We start from the raw sequence: 16,197 nt of genomic DNA on the forward strand, positions 1-16,197 counted from the left end.
TCGCTAACTAATTCACCCAAGTAAGTAAGGAGGAAGGCGCTATGACTCAGAACCATATCGCAACTGTTCACCCGCTGCCGTCCACGATCCTCCACAATAGTGCTGAGGTCAGGCGCCAGTATACCCGTGCTGCTTCAAAGCAGGCGGTTCAGTTTATCAGCCGTAAGATTCGTTCCTGGAACAGGAAAGCAGGAGCAGTTTCACCGGATATGACTCAGATGCAGGGCGGTCACTGAACCCGATCTGAACAGGCGCGGGACGCGCGAAGCTGATAACCGCACATAAGGATTTGATAGCGCCGGTGACACCGAAAGGGGTCACCGGCGTTTTACGTCCGGGACTCAGAATTCCCAGACCACCTTCTTCTTCTGACCGAACCACTCGTCCATTTTTCGATTGTAGAAGTCTTCGATCACGTTGCGCTTGATTTTCATGGTCGGGGTCAGCATGCCGTTCTCCATGGTCCAGGGTTCCTTGACGACCACGACAAAGGCCAGCTTCTCATGCGCCTCGCATTGGGCGTTCACGGCGTCCAGTTCCCGGGCAAGTTCCTGCTCCAGTTCCCCGCGATCCCTGCCCGACAGCAGTTCGTCCCGGGCTTCCTCTGACAACAACACCATCAGGCAGGGTTGCGGCTGATTCGCTCCGGCCACACACACCACTTCAGCCTTCGGATGATTAAACCGGCTCTCGATCGGCACCGGAACCACGTACTTGCCTTTCGACGTCTTGAACAGATCCTTGACCCGCCCGGTGATACGCAGGCAGCCATCACTGTCGATCTCGCCCATATCGCCGGTCTTCAGGAAGCCATCGTCGGTGACGTCCTCCCGGGTTTTTTCCTCATTCTTGTAGTACCCGAGCATCTGACCGGGGCTCTTGACCTGGACTTCTCCCCCTTCAGCGATGCGATGCTCCACGCCCGGATTGGCATTACCCACGGTGCCCACCTTGGCCTGGCCCGGCCGGTTGGCATGGGAATAGCCAAAGTTTTCCGACATGCCATACACTTCCAGCAATTCCAGACCCAGGTTCCGGTACCAGGCAATGATGTCCGCAGACAGCGGCGCGGCGCCGGTCAAGGCGGCACGGCAATGGTCCAGGCCCAACTGTTTCAGCACCTTCTTTTTCACCAGTGAGCGGACCACCGGAATATTGAACAGCAGCTTCTGTTTCTTGGGCGGCAGTTTGGCATTCACTCCCAGGTAGAACTTCATCCACAGGCGGGGCACCGAGAAGAAAAGCGTCGGCCGCGCACGCTGAAGATCCTCCTGGAAGGTATCCAGGGAATTGGCAAAATACAGATGGAAACCGTAATACAGCGACTGGGTTTCCACCGCCGCGCGTTCCGCCACATGGGCCAGGGGCAGGTACGACAGCATGCGCTCCTCGCCAGAAACGGGGAACAGCTGCTGGAGACCGTCGGCCACCGAAATCATGGTCCGGAAACTGTGCATAACCCCTTTGGGCTGACCAGTGCTGCCGGAGGTGTAGACCAGGGTGGCCAGCGAGTCGGGATCGGGCAGCTTGGGTTCTGTCGGCTGAGTCTCCGCCACCAGGTCGAGCCACTTGGGAGTATCGTCCCTTGGCGACATGGGCAGGGAGATGATCGGAAGCTCCTCGGGGATGTGATCCTTGATGTCATTCCAGCCGTCGGCGGTTCCATCCAGCTTACCCAGGAACATGAGCCTGGCCTCACTGTGTTCGAGCACATAAGCGGCGGTGTCACCGTTGAGTGTCGGATACAGGGGCACCGACGCGTGCCCGGCGGCCCAGATGGCGAGATCCGCGAGAATCCAGTGCGCACTGTTCTTGCCCAGAATGGCAATGTTGCTTCGTTCCGGAAGATCCAGGCTGTTCAGGTGCGCTGCGATTCGGGAAACCTGATCAGCGGCTTCCTTCCAGGTAATGTCCTCAACCCGGCCGTCGCTGAACGGTTGCGTCAAATAGACCTTATCGGGGGTGGTTTCGGCCCAGTAATAGAGGCAATGCAGGGAGGTCTGCTTTCGGGGATCGACAGCCATTCACGGCTCCTCGTTGTTGTTATCGGTTATGGGTTGCATTGAATCCGGTGCCATTCATAGTAGCGGTATTTCCAAACCGCTCAATAGCCACAATCTCCTGCACGAGTGGCCAAAGTCACCACAAATGAGCAATCGGTCACACTTTTATCCGTGACAACCCTCCAGCGTAGTCTAGAGTGACACCTGAAGCGTATCGGTTCTCACCACTGTAGGAGGTGACCATGAAGACATCGTCCCGCTCATTCCTGATCTTCCCCGCCTGGGGCGTCATCCTGATGGGCTCCGGTGCCTTCCTGTACTGTGCTTACGCGGGCCTGCTCGGTACCTGAACCTGCAGGACTAGCCCCCGACAGACTGAACACAGGCCTGGCACAGGTCGCATCCTGCTGTACACTGCTTTTTTCCGAGAATGGATGCTTCCGACATGTCAGATCTTGTGCTGTTCCACTACCCCATGTCCCCTTTTTCCGAGAAAATCCGGACGATGCTGGGCTATGCCAACGTTTCCTGGTCTTCGGTGAACGTCAGCGAAATGCCACCTCGCCCCGAACTCAACGTTCTCGCCGGCGGCTATCGCAAGATTCCGGTGGCCCAACTGGGCGCCGACATTTTCTGTGACACTCGCACCATTGCGTCCGAAATTGCCCGCCTGGCGGACAAGCCCGAGCTGATTCTGGAACAGCAACCCGAAGACGTTCAGGTCTTTGTCGAGAAAGTTGACCTGGACATTTTCATGGCCTGCGTGATTGCGGCGAGTGATGGCCGACTCCTGCGCAAACTGATCCGCGAGACCTCCCTGATCCATGCCTTCCGATTCCTCAAGGACCGGATCAGCATGGGCAAGAAATCCCGGATCAAAGCCGTCCGAGGCGCTGAGGCCAAAGACAAAGTCATCGCCCACATCGCCGATCTGGAGCGCCGGCTGAACCAGGACTTTCTTTTTGGCACCACACCATGCATCGCGGATTTCTCCGCGTACCATGGATTGTGGTTCGTCTGTGAACTGGCTGGAAAACCCTGGCTTCGGGACTACCCGAAAGTGGCCTCGTGGATGTCCCGCATGAAGGGCTTCGGCCACGGCGACTGGCACGATCTGTCGGCGGATGAGGCCATTGAACGGGCCCGGGAAGCCGAGCCAAGGGAGCTGCCGTCTGGTGGCGATAGCGAGATGCTGGGCAGCACCGTCAGCATTGCACCAACGGATTACGGTCGCGATCCGGTCACCGGAACACTGGTCCATGCCGGCGCCCGCGAAGCGATCCTCGCCCGCGAGGTACCGGAGGCGGGGCGGCTACACGTGCACTTTCCCAAACAGGGGTTCCGTATCCAACCGGCGTAACCTCAACGACGGAAGCGGGTCTCCAGCACCACTGCCGAGTTGGTTCGCTCCACTCCCTCCAGATTGCCGATGTCGTCCAGTACCGCGCTCAGTTCCTCCAGGGACTGGGCCTGGACGATGGCGATCAGATCGTACTCGCCGCTCACCGAGAACAGCTGCGACACCTGTGTAATCTCCTCCAGCGCGGCGTTGGTTCTCGCGGTCAGTTTCTGTAACACCTTGATAGAGACATGCGCCTCCACCTGATTGGCGGAAAACTCTCCCCCCAGCTGCACGGAATAGCCTCGAATAACACCATTGGCTTCCAATCGGGCAATGCGGTTCTGCACCGTGGATCTGGACACGTGCAGGGTCCTGGCGAGTTCGGTGATGCTCGCCCGGGCATTCTGGCGCAGCAGCATCAGTAGCTTCTGATCCTGTTTTCCAATCATTTTGTCAGCTCATGTATTCATTTTGCCATCAGCATACCGCATTTCGATCATTCTGCATCTGCAAATCGACAGATTCACTGTTCATACTGTGCCAAACCATTTCAGGATGTTGGTTATGATCATTCGCCCGATTGCGCCTACCGATCTGGACACGCTGCACCAGATTGCCATCGAGTCCGGACCGGGGTTCACTTCCCTGATGCCGGACCGGGACGCGCTTGCGCGCAAGATTGAGCACTCCATGGCCAGCTTTCGCCGAGCGGTGACCGAGCCCGGCGACGAGCACTACCTGTTTGTTCTGGAGGACGAGGCGACCGGGGACATCATGGGCACGACCGGCATCGAAGCCTCGGCCGGGCACACCAGACCGCTCTATCACTTCCATCGCAATACCGTCACCCACCATTCCCGTGACCTGGGACTGCGACGGAGCGTGGAGACGCTGACCCGCTGCAATCACTATTCCGGATGTTCAGAGATCTGCTCACTCTACCTGCGACCGGAATTCCGACGCGCCAACGCGGGCAAGCTTCTGTCGAGAGTACGTTTTCTGTTCATGGCATTGCACCCCGAGCGCTTCTCCGAGACGGTGATTGCCGAAATGCGCGGAGTGTCGGACAGCAGCGGCCAGTCCCCCTTCTGGGACTGGCTGAAAGCGCACTTCGTCGACATGGAATTCGCCTCGGCCACAAGCCTTGTCGGCTCAGGCTACACCGACTTCATCGAGGAGCTCATGCCAGCGCATCCGCTCTATACCTGCCTGATGAGCCCCGAGGCGAGGGCCGTTATCAGCCAGGTCCACGCGCACACCCGTCCGGCACTGCACATGCTGGAGGCCGAAGGCTTCCGCCATAAGGGACTGGTCGACCTGTTCGACGCCGGCCCCACGGTGGAATGCGCGCTCTCCGACATCCGCAGCGTTCGGGGGTCCCAGAGCTGGCAGATCGAGGTGGATGCAGGTCCGGCAACCCAGTTCCGGCAACGGGCCCGTGAACGGATTGCCACTCCGCTGCTGATCACCAATACTGGAACGGCGGGATTCCGGGCAACCGTCGTGACCGGAGCGGAAATCCGGTCTGGTACCCATACTCTGTGCCTGAGCCCGGAACAGGCCCGCGACCTGGACCTTGAGCAGGGCGGCACTTGCCTGGCCCTGTCGCTGATTAATTCGCTGCCCAACGCAACGGCAGACCTAAACCCAATTCGTCCGGAGATCCATTATGCACACTGACCGCGCTTCCCTTTTCCAACACCTCTGGCAGAGTTACCGGGAGGTCACGCCATCGGCCGAGGAAATACATCGCATCCTGGGTGCCGAGGAAGGTCAGGCCATCGTTAACGATCATATCGCCCTGCGGACCTTCAACCTGCCACCGGTCGGCCTGGATGCCCTTGCAGAACATTTCCTGAGTCTGGGCTATCGCCAGGGTGGCGAATACCATTTTGAAGCCAAGAAACTCTACGCCCGGCACTACGAACATCCGGATCCGGACGCACCCAAGGTATTTATCTCCGAACTGCTGGTTGAACAGTGCTCGCCGGCGTTGCAGGCGATCGTCAAGGACCTGGTCGCCCAGGTGTCACCCGACAGTGTGACCGCGGACAACTTCCTGTATTCCGGCCGGCACTGGGAGGTGGATTACCAGACCTACCGGACGCTGCTGGAGGAGAGCGAATACGCAGCCTGGATGGCAGCCTGGGGTTATCGCGCCAATCACTTTACCGTCAGCATCAATCATCTGACACAGTTCCATACCGTGCCGGAAATCAACCAGCTGCTGAAGAATCACGGGTACACGGTCAACGCCTCGGGCGGCGAGGTCAAAGGCTCACCGGACGACCTTCTGGAGCAGTCCTCCACCATGGCCGACCGCATGCCAGTCCGCTTCTCGGACCGGGAGGAAACCGTGCCCAGCTGCTTCTACGAGTTTGCCCTGCGCTACCCGACAGCGGATGGCACACTGTACAGCGGATTCGTTGCCGCCTCGGCCGACAAGATCTTCGAAAGCACCAACGCGGCCGGGTAGTCCCTGGCGGGCGACGGCGGGTGGTTCAGGACCACCCCTGTTCCCCCAGCAGCGGCACGAACCGGACATCGCCCAGGTTCTCACTGTGGAATTCGGTGTCCGAAACCCGGGTAATCCGGCGCAGGGACTGCACCGTGTGCACAGAACCCACCGGTATCACCAGATGGCCACCGATACTGAGTTGCTGCTTCAGGGATTCCGGCACGACAGGGGCGCCGGCGGCAACACAGATGCCATCGAAGGGTGCCTGCTCAGGCCAGCCCAGGGTGCCGTCGCCACACCGAACCACCACGTTGTCATACCCCTCCGCTGCCAGCGTTTTCGCCGCGGCGTCCGCCAGCTCAGGAATGCGCTCGATGCTGAAAACCCGGGCCGCAATCGAGGCAAGCACAGCCGCCGCATACCCCGAGCCGGTGCCAATGTCCAGCACCACTTCCCCGCCCTTCAGGTCCAACGCATCCGCCATCAATGCAACGATGTAGGGCTGGGAAATGGTCTGCCCCGCCCCTATGGGCAAGGGCCCATCGTCATAGGCACAGTCCATCATGCTGCGGGTCACGAACTTTTCCCGGGGAACCCGCCTCATTGCCTCAATAACCAGCGGCGAAGAGATCCCCCGCCCGACGATCTGATCCTCTACCATCCAGGCCCGACGCGACGCAAAATCACTCTGCTCGTTCATGATGCCCCTCCCCGAGCGGCTGATTTACCGACCGTTACAAAGCGGTAACTTTTTTACAACGGCGCCCCACCTCGGGGCTGTCTATTTTCTAGGCACGGCCAACCGAATCAACAAATGTTCGGCGCCTCAAAACAACAACAATCAGGACAGCCGGAACCAACTCCGGAGCTTCCGCTGTCGAGGAGAAGTCAATGTCTGCATCCGTCAATCACCTCGAAGAGCGGACCCAGGATTCGTCCGAGCTGCTCGAACACATCATGCCTTCCGCTATAACACTTGCGATGATGTTGCGCCACAAAAAAATGGCGGCCTGGCTCCGGGCGGAATTCGATGGCTACGAGGACAGGGAAAAGGCGCCACCGTACCGGCATGACCTGCCCGGCCACATTGTCGCCCGGTCGCCCCAATATGGCTGGATTCCTGCCCCGGTCAACGAGCAACAGAAAAAGGAATACGGTCACCTTGATCTGATCGAGGGCACCAAGGCGCTGGAAAAAATCTGCGTGAACAGCAAGAAAGGCGACGGCAACCGGGTATTGCTCAGTCCGGAAGACATGGTGGTACTGCAGAATCAGATCAACCTGAGCGCGGAACTGGCGATCAACCTGAGCCGCGACGAATATTGCAGACTACTTCGAACCGTTCGGGGCTCGGTGTTCCTGTGGGCGCGGGCACTGATGGCCAAGGGCCTGTCCGGCGAGCACAACCACTACAGTCCCGATGAACGCGCTCTGGTGGCGGATCTTGACGATCCCGAACGGTTCTGGCGCCAGGCCATGGAGGACCTGGACAGTCTGCCTGTTCCGGATGTGAAACCCGCCGGTTTCCTTGAGCGGGTGTTTGGCCGGGCCAGCTAGACAGCCCGTCCCATCAGCCAAGTACGCTAACCATACCGATGCTGCTGACAATCAGCAGCACGGTGCCCAGAACCCGGAAGAAGACCGGCGTTTCAGCCCGGAGAATGCGGTCATGGGCCCGGAGCCCGATAACGTGGCCCACCGCAGCGCAGGGAAGCAACCACACGTGATGAATCAGTTGAAGGTCAATGCCCGCCCACACGAATGCCCCCATCTTGATCAGCACCAGAATAAACCAGAGAGCGAAAAGCGTATCCCTCAATTTTTCCTTCGGCAGGTGCTGTGCCGCTACCGCAATGATCAGTGGAGCCCCGATCAGGGACGTTCCGCTGATGTAACCACCGACCATCAGGAACAGCGCGTCCACCGTCTTGCTGCCACTGCGGAAGGGTTTGTTGATGATGTAAGACACCGAGTACAGGGCCACGATCACGAAGATGATGGCGCTGAGGACATCACCGGGCATGGTGATCAGGCCAAAGACGCCGATCAGCTTGGGCACGATCATGATGGCCAGGATGCGCCACAGGTACTGCCAGTCCACTGTACTCTCGACAGCAGCCACCCCCGTCTCACCCGATTGTGAGGGAGACTGCTTGCGGTTGTTGAGCCAGATCGTCAGCGAAGAGAACACCAGAAGGTGCACGGCGATGATTGGCAAAAACACCAGCGGCTCGTCCAGCACGAGCAGCAGGAAAGGCAACGACAGTACGGCACCACCGAAACCGAGGCCGGAACGGACAAACCCGCTCCAGATGAAGATCAACGCGATCAAAGCGTACTGGATAAGACTGAGATCAGACATAAAGCCCTTTTACTGAATGATTGCTCCAGTTATGCAACGCGGAGCCGATAACATCCTTAACCCGATGTGTCGGACGAACAATGAAACCGGAGGACCGTGATGGCCCTGTCCTGGAAACAGAAATTCTCCCTACTGATTGCGGCCACCTTCATTGGCCTTGCCATCGCCATGCTGGCTTCCCTGAGCGGACTGAGCAAAGTGTCAGAGGCCTACGAGGCTCGCGGCGAAGCAAGAGCCTATGGCACTGCCTCATTGAGCCTGCTCAATGACTGGCTGGCCCTGGAGCGCATCAGTGAAGACCTGACATCGGACCGGGTCGACGCGTTCCAGGCCGGCCTCGATTTACTGCTTCGCCAGGCCGACGAGCTGGCAGTGTCAGCACAGCGCCTGCCGGACGCGGCCGGGATCGAGAAAACCTCCGCCAAGATTCGTAGCAAAGTTGGGGAGTATACAGAACTCCGGCGTCAATGGCTGGAGGCAAGCCAGACGCTTGGCCTCAGCAACGACGATGGCCTGAAATCGACAATATCGGCCTACGTCGATAACGACCTCCGTCAAATCAGCATTTCCATCTTCAACGACGACATCAACATCATCGCCTCCAACTATCGGGACTACCTGAATACCTTTGACAGAACCTACGCCGAACGGACCAGGGAGGCTGTGGCCCGGATGCAGGCCGTAGTGGCAGACATGGACTGGCAGGAAATTGAAATTGGCCAGGCAGTAAAGGGCCTGTCCGAGTCCTTCGCCGAGGCCGAAAAGGTCATCAGCGGCCTGGCCGAACTTGAAAGCCGGCTGGAGGCCAGCGGATCCTCGCTCCGGGCTCTGATCGACCAACAGAACGAGGCGCTCAGTAACGGCCTGATCCTGGCCACCAGCGAACAGGCTGAGCAAGCCCGCACGGCCTCGACCTGGCTGATCGTGGCTACGTCGGCAGCGGTGCTGGCTGTGCTGATCCTGACCCTGACGGGCGCATCGCGCACACTGGTCAGGCGCCTGAATCAGGTCGTTACGCTGTTGAGCCAGGTAGCTTCCGGCGATCTCAGTCAGCGGCTGGATCCGGGCAGAAATCCCCGGGATGAATTCAACAAACTCGGTGCCGCAACCAACAAGATGCTGGATGACGTATCCGGGGTAATCGACCAGGTGATCGAGGGCAACAAGACCCTGGCCACCCTGCAGGGCGAACTCGACACCCTGATTGCACAGATGGGTCGAAACGGTGAGCAGGTAGAAGAAGAAACCGAGCAGACTGCCACCGCCGTTCAGGAAATTTCCCACACCGCGGTCGACATCGCGCAGTACACCCAGTCAGTGAATGCTGCCACCCAGAACGCCAATGGCGCCGCCCAATCTGGTGCCAACGTGGTCAAACGCAGCGCTGACAGCATGAGTGCCCTGGCGGCCCGAATCCAGGAAGCCCACGATCAGATCGGTCAGCTCAGCAAAACCGGCGAAAAGGTCAATTCCATTGTCGACGTGATCAATGGCCTCGCCGAACAAACCAACCTGCTCGCCTTGAACGCAGCCATTGAGGCCGCAAGGGCTGGCGAAGCCGGCCGGGGATTCTCGGTCGTGGCAGATGAAGTACGGTCGCTCGCAGAGAAAACGGTTTCGGCGACCAACGGTATCGCTGGCATCGTGGATTCCCTGAATCGGGAAACCGCCGCCATCACCACCATGATGAAAGAAGGCCTGGTTTCCGCGAGCGAGGGCGAAAAGAGCGCCGGTGAAGCCGCCCAGGCCATCGACCAGATAACGGGTTCGATCAACCAGTTAGCCGGCGACATGAATCAGGTGGTGTCGTCCGTGGAAGGCATCTCCACCACCACAGAGGAAATCGCCCAGAAGGTGGAACAGATCCACGGCCACACCCGGGAAACGGCCAACATCCGCCAACAGCTCAACAGGCACATTGACCGGCTGTCCTCCCAAACCACGGTTCTGACCGAGGCCTCCCAGAGGTTCCGGCTCTAGTCGTATTCGATGCTTCGGCGACCCTTGCATCCACCGGGCAGCAGGGGTAGCATGCCAATTACTGTACATTTAAACAGTATTGGTATCCCATGAAAACTCGCGCGACCGGCCTCAATCCACACAACCGCTTCCAGACCATCGTTACCGACCGTGACGTGGATGATGGCTGGCACCACGCGCCAGAGGACGACCTGAACCCGGACTCCCTCGCCACCGAGGTTGTCAACGAAACGGTCCGGTCGATCATCAGCCGCAACACTTCGCCGGACGTTCCCTTCGATCAGTCCATCAACCCCTACCGTGGCTGCGAACACGCCTGCATCTACTGTTTTGCCCGCCCGACCCATGCCTACTGGGACATGTCGCCAGGACTGGATTTCGAAACCCGCCTGATCGCCAAGCCCAATGCCGCCCGAAAACTCCGGGAGGAACTGGACAAGCCCGGCTATCGCGTCTCACCCATCGCGCTCGGGGTAAACACGGATGCCTATCAGCCACTTGAACGCAAACGGCGAATTACCCGCGAACTGCTCGAGGTATTGCTCGAATACCGTCACCCGGTATCCATCATCACCAAGGGTGCGCTGATCCTCAGGGACCTCGACTTACTGTCTGAGCTCGCAGATCAGGGACTGTGTTCGGTTCGCATCAGCCTGACCACCCTCAGCAACGACCTGAAACGCCGCATGGAACCGCGAACCGCGGCACCGGCAACACGGCTTAAAATGATCGAACAGCTAACCGGAGCGGGTATTCCAACCGGCATCATTCTCGGGCCCGTCATCCCCTTTGTGAACGATCAGGAAATCGAGGCGATCCTGACCGCAGCTGCATCGGCGGGTGCGACCCGCGCCAGCTGGATCATGTTGCGCCTGCCCCTGGAACTGGACGAGCTCTTCACGGACTGGCTGCAGCGGCATTTTCCTCAACGGGCCGAGCATGTCATGAACCGGATCCGGGATTTGCGGGGCGGCAAGAGCTACGATGCCACATTCGGGCGCAGGATGACCGGCACCGGCCCCTATTCGGACCTGATTCGCCAGCGTTTTTCAAAGAAGGCAAGGCAGCTGGGGCTGAACCTGCACGAAGCCGAGCCACTCCGGAACGATCTGTTTCGAAGACCTGCTGGCGAGCAAATGGGGCTTTGGTAGCATCCGTACCCGACGCCATTGGGCAACGAGCCGGGCAATCCCATCTATAATCGTGGTAGTTGTCTGATTACTCGCCGCCGAAAATGACCGCCAGGCAATGCCCGGCAGCCGTTTTACCCAGGGAACGCGCAAGGACCAGAAGCCAGGAGCAGCCATGAATCGCCTCTTCGCCGTTCTGACATCCATCCTCACGCTCGCCGGGTGCCAGTCCCTTCCTGACAAGCAGGAGGGTGCCGCCCGCAATGTCGTGTTCCTGAGTGCCCAGCACTGCCTGAGCGAATATCTGGAAGACCTCGATAAGAATCACTACGGGCCGTGTCTCAAAGTCGCCGCTGTGGACGGTAACCCACCGCAGGTCCGCGACGACGGGTTTATAGAGTTGCCGGTCGCCACACCCCTGACCCTCGCCACCAGCTGCGTTTACCGACACGCCGACGGCTCGCCGATTCCGCAGACGATGGAAACCGTGGAGTTCACCGTCACCGACCAGACTTTTACCAAGGCCGGTCAACGCTGGTACCTTCACGCCCATAAGCAGGCCCGGGGCGTGATTGGTTGCGAGCCAACGCTCTCACGGTCGACCTATCCGACCTACGAAACGGATTAAACCCTCCCGAGACAGGAAGCCCGCGTTTGGTGGCAAAGTCCCCGTTACACCGACCGACCCCGATCAAAGGCGACCAGAGCCTGCAATTGTGCGATGGCCGGCGCCTGGCCTATACCGACCTGGGCGATCCGGCCGGCTATCCGCTGATCTTCGGCCACGGCATGCCCGGTTGTCGACTGGAGGGTCGGTTCCTGCACGAACGGGCGCGGCGTCACCGCTTCAGGTTACTCACACCAGACCGGCCGGGCATTGGCGCGTCAGACTATCAACCCGGGCGAACGCTACTCCATTATCCGGAAGACATCCGCCAGCTGGCAGACCACCTTGCCCTGGACCGCTTCAGCCATCTGGGTTGGTCCAGCGGCGGCTCGCGCACCCTGGCCTGTTGCTATGGACTCGGCCACCGGGTCGATCTCGGCGTCTGCCTGTCCGGCTACACCAATTTTTCCGAATACCCGGGTGCGCAGAACCTGATCGAAGCGACCCGCTGGCCCGGGCCCAGGCTGGCCCGACACAGCCCCGGGCTGACCCGGCTGGTGGTAAGACTGGTCGCCTGGCTGTCACGGCGACATCCTGGCCTGTACCTGCGTGAAGCCGAACAACTGGTCAGTGAAGAGGACCGGAATCTGCTTCGTTTCTTTCTCAAGGGCGAGTCCTTTCGGCGCGACCAGCTGATGTGCCTTGCCAGCGGAGGCAGGGCAATTGCCACCGATCTGATGACCGAACTGGAGGACTGGGGCTTCCAGCTCGCCGACATTGCCACCCCGGTTCTGGTTTACCAGGGCGAACAGGATCCTTTCATACCGGTGGACTACGCGCGCCACCTCGCTGACAATCTGCCCCACGCAGAACTGACCCTGCTGCCGGGTGCAGGTCACCTTTACCCGCTGGCGGAGCAGTTCCAGGACCAATTGTTCCTGCGGATACGGCAGCACCTGAACCACACGACTTTCGCAACGGAGGCCTGACACCATGACCAACCGCGTCGACATTCACTATTGCACAGGCTGTCGCTGGCTCCTGCGTTCAGCCTGGATGGCGCAGGAACTGCTCACCACCTTCGAAGGCGAATTGAACGAACTCACCCTGCACCCGGGTACCGGTGGCATTTTCGAGGTTTGGGTAAATGGCCGGCGCATCTGGTCCCGTAAAGAGCAGCAGGGGTTTCCGGAAATCACCAAACTCAAGCAACTGGTCCGGGATGAAATCGATCCGGATCGTTCGCTGGGCCACACCGACCGCTAACCGAATGGCGATTTCAGGCCGGTTCAAAATTTCTGACCGGATTCATCGGAAGAATCCACTTTCAACCTGAACTGCCAGCACCGACCATGCGTACTTGAGCATTCAATCAAGAATGGGAGGAACGACATGAGCGACGTGATGCAGAGTACCCGCTTTACCAACCTGACACTGGCCAACCGATTCGCACTGGCACCCATGACGCGGACCAGCGCCGAGCCGGACGGCACCCCGAACGAGCTGATGGCCGACCACTATGAGGCCTACGCCAGAGGCGGCTTTGGCCTGCTGATCACCGAGGGCACCTACACCGACGATGACGCCAGCCAGGGCTATGCGAACCAGCCGGGTATCATCAACGACGCCCAGCGCGACGGCTGGAAAGCCATCGTCGACCGGGTCCACGCCGCGGGCAGCAAGATTTTCGTTCAGCTCATGCACGCTGGCGCACAGTTCCAGGCCAGCCACTACACCGATCAGCCCAAGGCGCCGAGCGCGGTCTTGCCCAAAGGTGAACCGCTCAGCTTTTACGGTGATCAGACCGAATGGCAGACGCCCGCCGTTATGACCCAGGCCGACATCAAGGCTGCGATTCGTGGCTTTGTCCAATCGGCAGAGAACGCCAAGGCCGCCGGGTTCGACGGCATTGAGCTCCACGGTGCCAACGGTTACCTGCTGAATCAGTTCCTGAGCACCCACTTCAACCACCGTGATGATGAGTACGGCGGTTCGCTCGAGAATCGTCTGCGGATCGTGGTCGAGACCATCAAAGCCGTGCGGGATGCCGTGGGCAACGAGTTCACACTCGGCATTCGACTGTCCCAGGGTACCGTGACCGATCCGGACTACCAGCTTCCGGAGGGCGAATCCGGCTTCCGCCAGATTGTCGAGGCCGCGCGGGACGCTGGTGCAGATTTCATCCACACTACAGACGGAGACGTGCGCCGCGCCGCCTTCGTCGAGGGTGAGAAATCCCTTGCCGATGTAGTCCGTGACGTAGGGGGCGTGGCGCTGATCATCAATGGCGGCATTGACGAAACCAGCCACCCGGACCTCGCTGCGCAGTATCCGGATGCACTCCTGGCCGTCGGCAAAAAAGCCCTGGCCAATCCCGACTTTGTCCAGAGGCTCAAAGATGGCAAAGAGATCGACGATCTGGACTTTGCCATGCTGCAGCCCAAGGCCACCCTCCGGAACGAACTGGAATGGCGCCGTAAACAGGCCGCCTGAATCGGACATCAGACCCGGGAGAATGAATGAGCACGGACATCAGCATTGTCTGGCTGGGCACGCTGGCGAGTCTTCTGGCCGGCCTGGCCAGCGGCCTCGGCGCGCTGGCCGTGTTCTTTCTCCGGACCCTGACCGACCGGCTTCAGGACAGCATGCTGGCCGGTGCGGCCGGCGTGATGCTGGCCGCCTCGTTCTTCTCGTTGCTGCTTCCGGGACTGGAGTATGGCGAGGACCTGATCGGAACAACCTGGGCCGCGGCCCTGTTCGTGATCCTTGGCGTCCTGTCCGGCGCCGGGGCGTTGTTCTATATCCATCAGAAGCTGCCCCACGAACACTTCAATCTGGGGCTCGAAGGCCCTCACCCGGCGCACATCCGTCGGATATGGCTGTTCATCATTGCCATCACCCTGCACAACTTCCCCGAAGGCATGGCCGTGGGGGTCGGTTTTGCCGGAGGCGATGTGCGCAACGGCTACGTTCTGGCAACCGGCATCGGGATCCAGAACATTCCGGAGGGGTTGGCGGTCGCCTTCTCACTGCTGGCGATCAACTACTCCCGGCTGCGGGCATTCGGCATTGCCCTGCTTACCGGACTGGCCGAACCGGTCGGCGGTATCTTCGGCGCTACACTGGTGTGGCTGGCCGAACCGATCATGCCCTGGACCCTGGGCTTTGCGGCCGGTGCCATGCTGTTCATCATCAGCAACGAGATCATCCCCGAAACCCATCGGAACTCCTACAAGACCCTGGCCACCTTTTCGCTACTCGCGGGCTTCGTGATCATGATGTTCCTTGATGCGACCCTGGGTTAGGCCCTCTGAGCCGAACGTCCCGAGCAACCATACGCCAGCCAGGGCCTCCAGTGCTTCGGCAATCACCGGTTCATCCGATCGGTCCTTGCGCCAGATAAAGCTCAGTGCACAGGGCAAACGGACACCGCCGACCACCACCAGTCCGCGTTCCTGGCGTTCGGCCATGGCAAGGGCATCCCGAGCCAGGCTCAGCCCGACCCCCGCGCGAACCAGATCCAGCATGCACGCCTCCTGATCAACCTGGGCGACACCGTGCGGCACCAACCCCAGGGGCTCCATGACATTGGCCAGCAGGCGGTTATGCACAGAATCCGGCGGGGTCACGATCCACGGCAGGCTGGCCAGATGTTGCCACCGGGTGTCTGCCACCCGGGTTGCCCATCCCGCCGGCGCTATCACGTGATAGTCGAACAGCGCCAGTTCCCGGTGCGCCAGCTCGGACAAGGCGGGCCCGGTTCCGGGTGGCGCCAGAAAATAGCCGACGTCCAGCGTGCCACTACGAACCTGCTCAAGCACGCTGCCACTCATTCCCTGGTGCAATTCGGTTTCCAGTTGAGGCGCCCGGTCCACCAGCCGGTGCAGGAACGCCCCCAGTCGAATGAACTCAGGATCCACGATGGTCCCGATTTTCAGTCGTCCCCTCACGGTGCTGTGAAGCGCGCGGGCACTTTGTTCAAAGGCCGCGAGTCCGGCCAGCGCCTTTTCAGCCACCGGCAGCAGGCTCTGGCCATCGGCGGTCAAAACCAACCCCTGGGGTTTACGCCGAAACAATTTCAGCTCCAGATCATCCTGCAACTGCTTGAGTTTGAGGCTGACGGCGGGCTGGGTGAGATGGAGGCGTTCGGCCGCCCGCGAGACACTGCCTTCCCGCGCCACCGTGACAAATGCCCGCAACCCCTGCAGATGTTGCATCACTGACTCCCACACCGAAACGATATAAGCTTTTCTTATATCATGATTTTGAAAATCTCAATTGCTTCACGGGCCTGCCGACACTAAGTTAACTGTTT

At 59.9% G+C, this 16,197-nt stretch carries 16 protein-coding genes; 11 read left to right on the forward strand and 5 right to left on the reverse strand.

Going from position 1 to position 16,197, the window contains the following annotated elements:
• Positions 1–341: 341 nt before the first annotated feature.
• Positions 342–2,024: an AMP-binding protein gene (locus tag K0B93_RS06850; RefSeq protein ID WP_219866494.1), complete on the reverse strand. Its 1,683-nt coding sequence runs from the start codon at positions 2,022–2,024 to the stop codon at positions 342–344.
• 424 nt (positions 2,025–2,448) lie between these two features.
• Here K0B93_RS06850 and K0B93_RS06855 point away from each other — a divergent pair, with 424 nt between their 5' ends.
• On the forward strand, positions 2,449–3,363 hold the full coding sequence (locus K0B93_RS06855) for a glutathione S-transferase family protein (RefSeq protein WP_219866495.1): 915 nt from the start codon (positions 2,449–2,451) through the stop codon (positions 3,361–3,363).
• Between the two features lie 2 nt (positions 3,364–3,365).
• On the opposite strand, the gene K0B93_RS06860 is transcribed toward K0B93_RS06855, so the two are convergent.
• Positions 3,366–3,794 (reverse strand): Lrp/AsnC family transcriptional regulator, encoded by a 429-nt coding sequence (locus tag K0B93_RS06860; RefSeq protein WP_219866496.1) that lies wholly within the window; start codon positions 3,792–3,794, stop codon positions 3,366–3,368.
• 115 nt (positions 3,795–3,909) lie between these two features.
• On the opposite strand from K0B93_RS06860, the gene K0B93_RS06865 reads away from it, so the two are divergent.
• Together K0B93_RS06865 and K0B93_RS06870 are read left to right on the forward strand one after the other, a co-directional pair.
• Positions 3,910–5,025 carry an arginine N-succinyltransferase gene (locus K0B93_RS06865; RefSeq protein ID WP_219866497.1) on the forward strand — a complete coding sequence of 372 codons (1,116 nt, stop codon included), beginning with the start codon at positions 3,910–3,912 and terminating at the stop codon, positions 5,023–5,025.
• Positions 5,015–5,821 carry a DUF1338 domain-containing protein gene (locus K0B93_RS06870; protein WP_219866498.1) on the forward strand — a complete coding sequence of 269 codons (807 nt, stop codon included), beginning with the start codon at positions 5,015–5,017 and terminating at the stop codon, positions 5,819–5,821. The genes K0B93_RS06865 and K0B93_RS06870 overlap by 11 nt, the downstream gene beginning before the upstream one ends.
• 25 nt (positions 5,822–5,846) lie before the next feature.
• Here K0B93_RS06870 and K0B93_RS06875 read toward each other — a convergent pair whose 3' ends face one another.
• Entirely contained in the window at positions 5,847–6,503 is a 657-nt protein-coding gene (locus tag K0B93_RS06875; RefSeq protein ID WP_219866499.1) for a protein-L-isoaspartate(D-aspartate) O-methyltransferase, read from the reverse strand.
• Between the two features lie 191 nt (positions 6,504–6,694).
• Between K0B93_RS06875 and K0B93_RS06880 the strand changes: the two genes are divergently transcribed.
• On the forward strand, positions 6,695–7,360 hold the full coding sequence (locus K0B93_RS06880) for a hypothetical protein (RefSeq protein WP_219866500.1): 666 nt from the start codon (positions 6,695–6,697) through the stop codon (positions 7,358–7,360).
• A gap of 13 nt (positions 7,361–7,373) precedes the next feature.
• Here the strand turns inward: K0B93_RS06880 and K0B93_RS06885 are convergent, their stop codons facing one another.
• On the reverse strand, positions 7,374–8,165 hold the full coding sequence (locus K0B93_RS06885; RefSeq protein ID WP_219866501.1) for a TSUP family transporter: 792 nt from the start codon (positions 8,163–8,165) through the stop codon (positions 7,374–7,376).
• Positions 8,166–8,264: 99 nt separating this feature from the next.
• On the opposite strand from K0B93_RS06885, the gene K0B93_RS06890 reads away from it, so the two are divergent.
• The 7 genes from K0B93_RS06890 (at position 8,265) to K0B93_RS06920 (ending at position 15,187) form a co-directional block, all read left to right on the forward strand.
• Positions 8,265–10,145 carry a methyl-accepting chemotaxis protein gene (locus tag K0B93_RS06890; protein WP_219866502.1) on the forward strand — a complete coding sequence of 627 codons (1,881 nt, stop codon included), beginning with the start codon at positions 8,265–8,267 and terminating at the stop codon, positions 10,143–10,145.
• A gap of 89 nt (positions 10,146–10,234) precedes the next feature.
• Positions 10,235–11,296, forward strand: a complete 1,062-nt coding sequence (locus K0B93_RS06895; protein ID WP_219866503.1) for a PA0069 family radical SAM protein — start codon at positions 10,235–10,237, stop codon at positions 11,294–11,296.
• Positions 11,297–11,450: 154 nt separating this feature from the next.
• On the forward strand, positions 11,451–11,903 hold the full coding sequence (locus K0B93_RS06900; RefSeq protein ID WP_219866504.1) for a hypothetical protein: 453 nt from the start codon (positions 11,451–11,453) through the stop codon (positions 11,901–11,903).
• 29 nt (positions 11,904–11,932) lie between these two features.
• A complete protein-coding gene (locus K0B93_RS06905; RefSeq protein WP_285367484.1) occupies positions 11,933–12,871 on the forward strand; it encodes an alpha/beta fold hydrolase in 939 nt (312 codons plus the stop codon).
• Between the two features lie 4 nt (positions 12,872–12,875).
• Entirely contained in the window at positions 12,876–13,148 is a 273-nt protein-coding gene (locus K0B93_RS06910; RefSeq protein WP_218635167.1) for a SelT/SelW/SelH family protein, read from the forward strand.
• Positions 13,149–13,274: 126 nt separating this feature from the next.
• Positions 13,275–14,375, forward strand: coding sequence for an NADH:flavin oxidoreductase (locus K0B93_RS06915; protein WP_219866505.1), 1,101 nt, complete (start codon positions 13,275–13,277; stop codon positions 14,373–14,375).
• Between the two features lie 26 nt (positions 14,376–14,401).
• Positions 14,402–15,187 carry a ZIP family metal transporter gene (locus K0B93_RS06920; protein ID WP_219866506.1) on the forward strand — a complete coding sequence of 262 codons (786 nt, stop codon included), beginning with the start codon at positions 14,402–14,404 and terminating at the stop codon, positions 15,185–15,187.
• On the opposite strand, the gene K0B93_RS06925 is transcribed toward K0B93_RS06920, so the two are convergent.
• Complete coding sequence (locus K0B93_RS06925; protein ID WP_219866507.1) at positions 15,137–16,099, reverse strand: LysR family transcriptional regulator; 963 nt, start codon at positions 16,097–16,099, stop codon at positions 15,137–15,139. The two genes, K0B93_RS06920 and K0B93_RS06925, sit on opposite strands and share 51 nt — an antisense overlap.
• Positions 16,100–16,197: the final 98 nt, after the last annotated feature.

The organism is Marinobacter sp. F4218 (assembly GCF_019443085.1).
Classification (GTDB): Bacteria; Pseudomonadota; Gammaproteobacteria; order Pseudomonadales; family Oleiphilaceae; genus Marinobacter; species Marinobacter albus.

Excerpts from the sequence above, each read along its gene's own strand:
- K0B93_RS06850 (WP_219866494.1), bottom strand. The coding sequence starts at position 2,024 with ATGGCTGTCGATCCCCGAAAGCAGACCTCCCTGCATTGCCTCTATTAC.
- K0B93_RS06855 (WP_219866495.1), top strand. The coding sequence starts at position 2,449 with ATGTCAGATCTTGTGCTGTTCCACTACCCCATGTCCCCTTTTTCCGAG.
- K0B93_RS06860 (WP_219866496.1), bottom strand. The coding sequence starts at position 3,794 with ATGATTGGAAAACAGGATCAGAAGCTACTGATGCTGCTGCGCCAGAAT.
- K0B93_RS06865 (WP_219866497.1), top strand. The coding sequence starts at position 3,910 with ATGATCATTCGCCCGATTGCGCCTACCGATCTGGACACGCTGCACCAG.
- K0B93_RS06870 (WP_219866498.1), top strand. The coding sequence starts at position 5,015 with ATGCACACTGACCGCGCTTCCCTTTTCCAACACCTCTGGCAGAGTTAC.
- K0B93_RS06875 (WP_219866499.1), bottom strand. The coding sequence starts at position 6,503 with ATGAACGAGCAGAGTGATTTTGCGTCGCGTCGGGCCTGGATGGTAGAG.
- K0B93_RS06880 (WP_219866500.1), top strand. The coding sequence starts at position 6,695 with ATGTCTGCATCCGTCAATCACCTCGAAGAGCGGACCCAGGATTCGTCC.
- K0B93_RS06885 (WP_219866501.1), bottom strand. The coding sequence starts at position 8,165 with ATGTCTGATCTCAGTCTTATCCAGTACGCTTTGATCGCGTTGATCTTC.
- K0B93_RS06890 (WP_219866502.1), top strand. The coding sequence starts at position 8,265 with ATGGCCCTGTCCTGGAAACAGAAATTCTCCCTACTGATTGCGGCCACC.
- K0B93_RS06895 (WP_219866503.1), top strand. The coding sequence starts at position 10,235 with ATGAAAACTCGCGCGACCGGCCTCAATCCACACAACCGCTTCCAGACC.
- K0B93_RS06900 (WP_219866504.1), top strand. The coding sequence starts at position 11,451 with ATGAATCGCCTCTTCGCCGTTCTGACATCCATCCTCACGCTCGCCGGG.
- K0B93_RS06910 (WP_218635167.1), top strand. The coding sequence starts at position 12,876 with ATGACCAACCGCGTCGACATTCACTATTGCACAGGCTGTCGCTGGCTC.
- K0B93_RS06915 (WP_219866505.1), top strand. The coding sequence starts at position 13,275 with ATGAGCGACGTGATGCAGAGTACCCGCTTTACCAACCTGACACTGGCC.
- K0B93_RS06920 (WP_219866506.1), top strand. The coding sequence starts at position 14,402 with ATGAGCACGGACATCAGCATTGTCTGGCTGGGCACGCTGGCGAGTCTT.
- K0B93_RS06925 (WP_219866507.1), bottom strand. The coding sequence starts at position 16,099 with ATGCAACATCTGCAGGGGTTGCGGGCATTTGTCACGGTGGCGCGGGAA.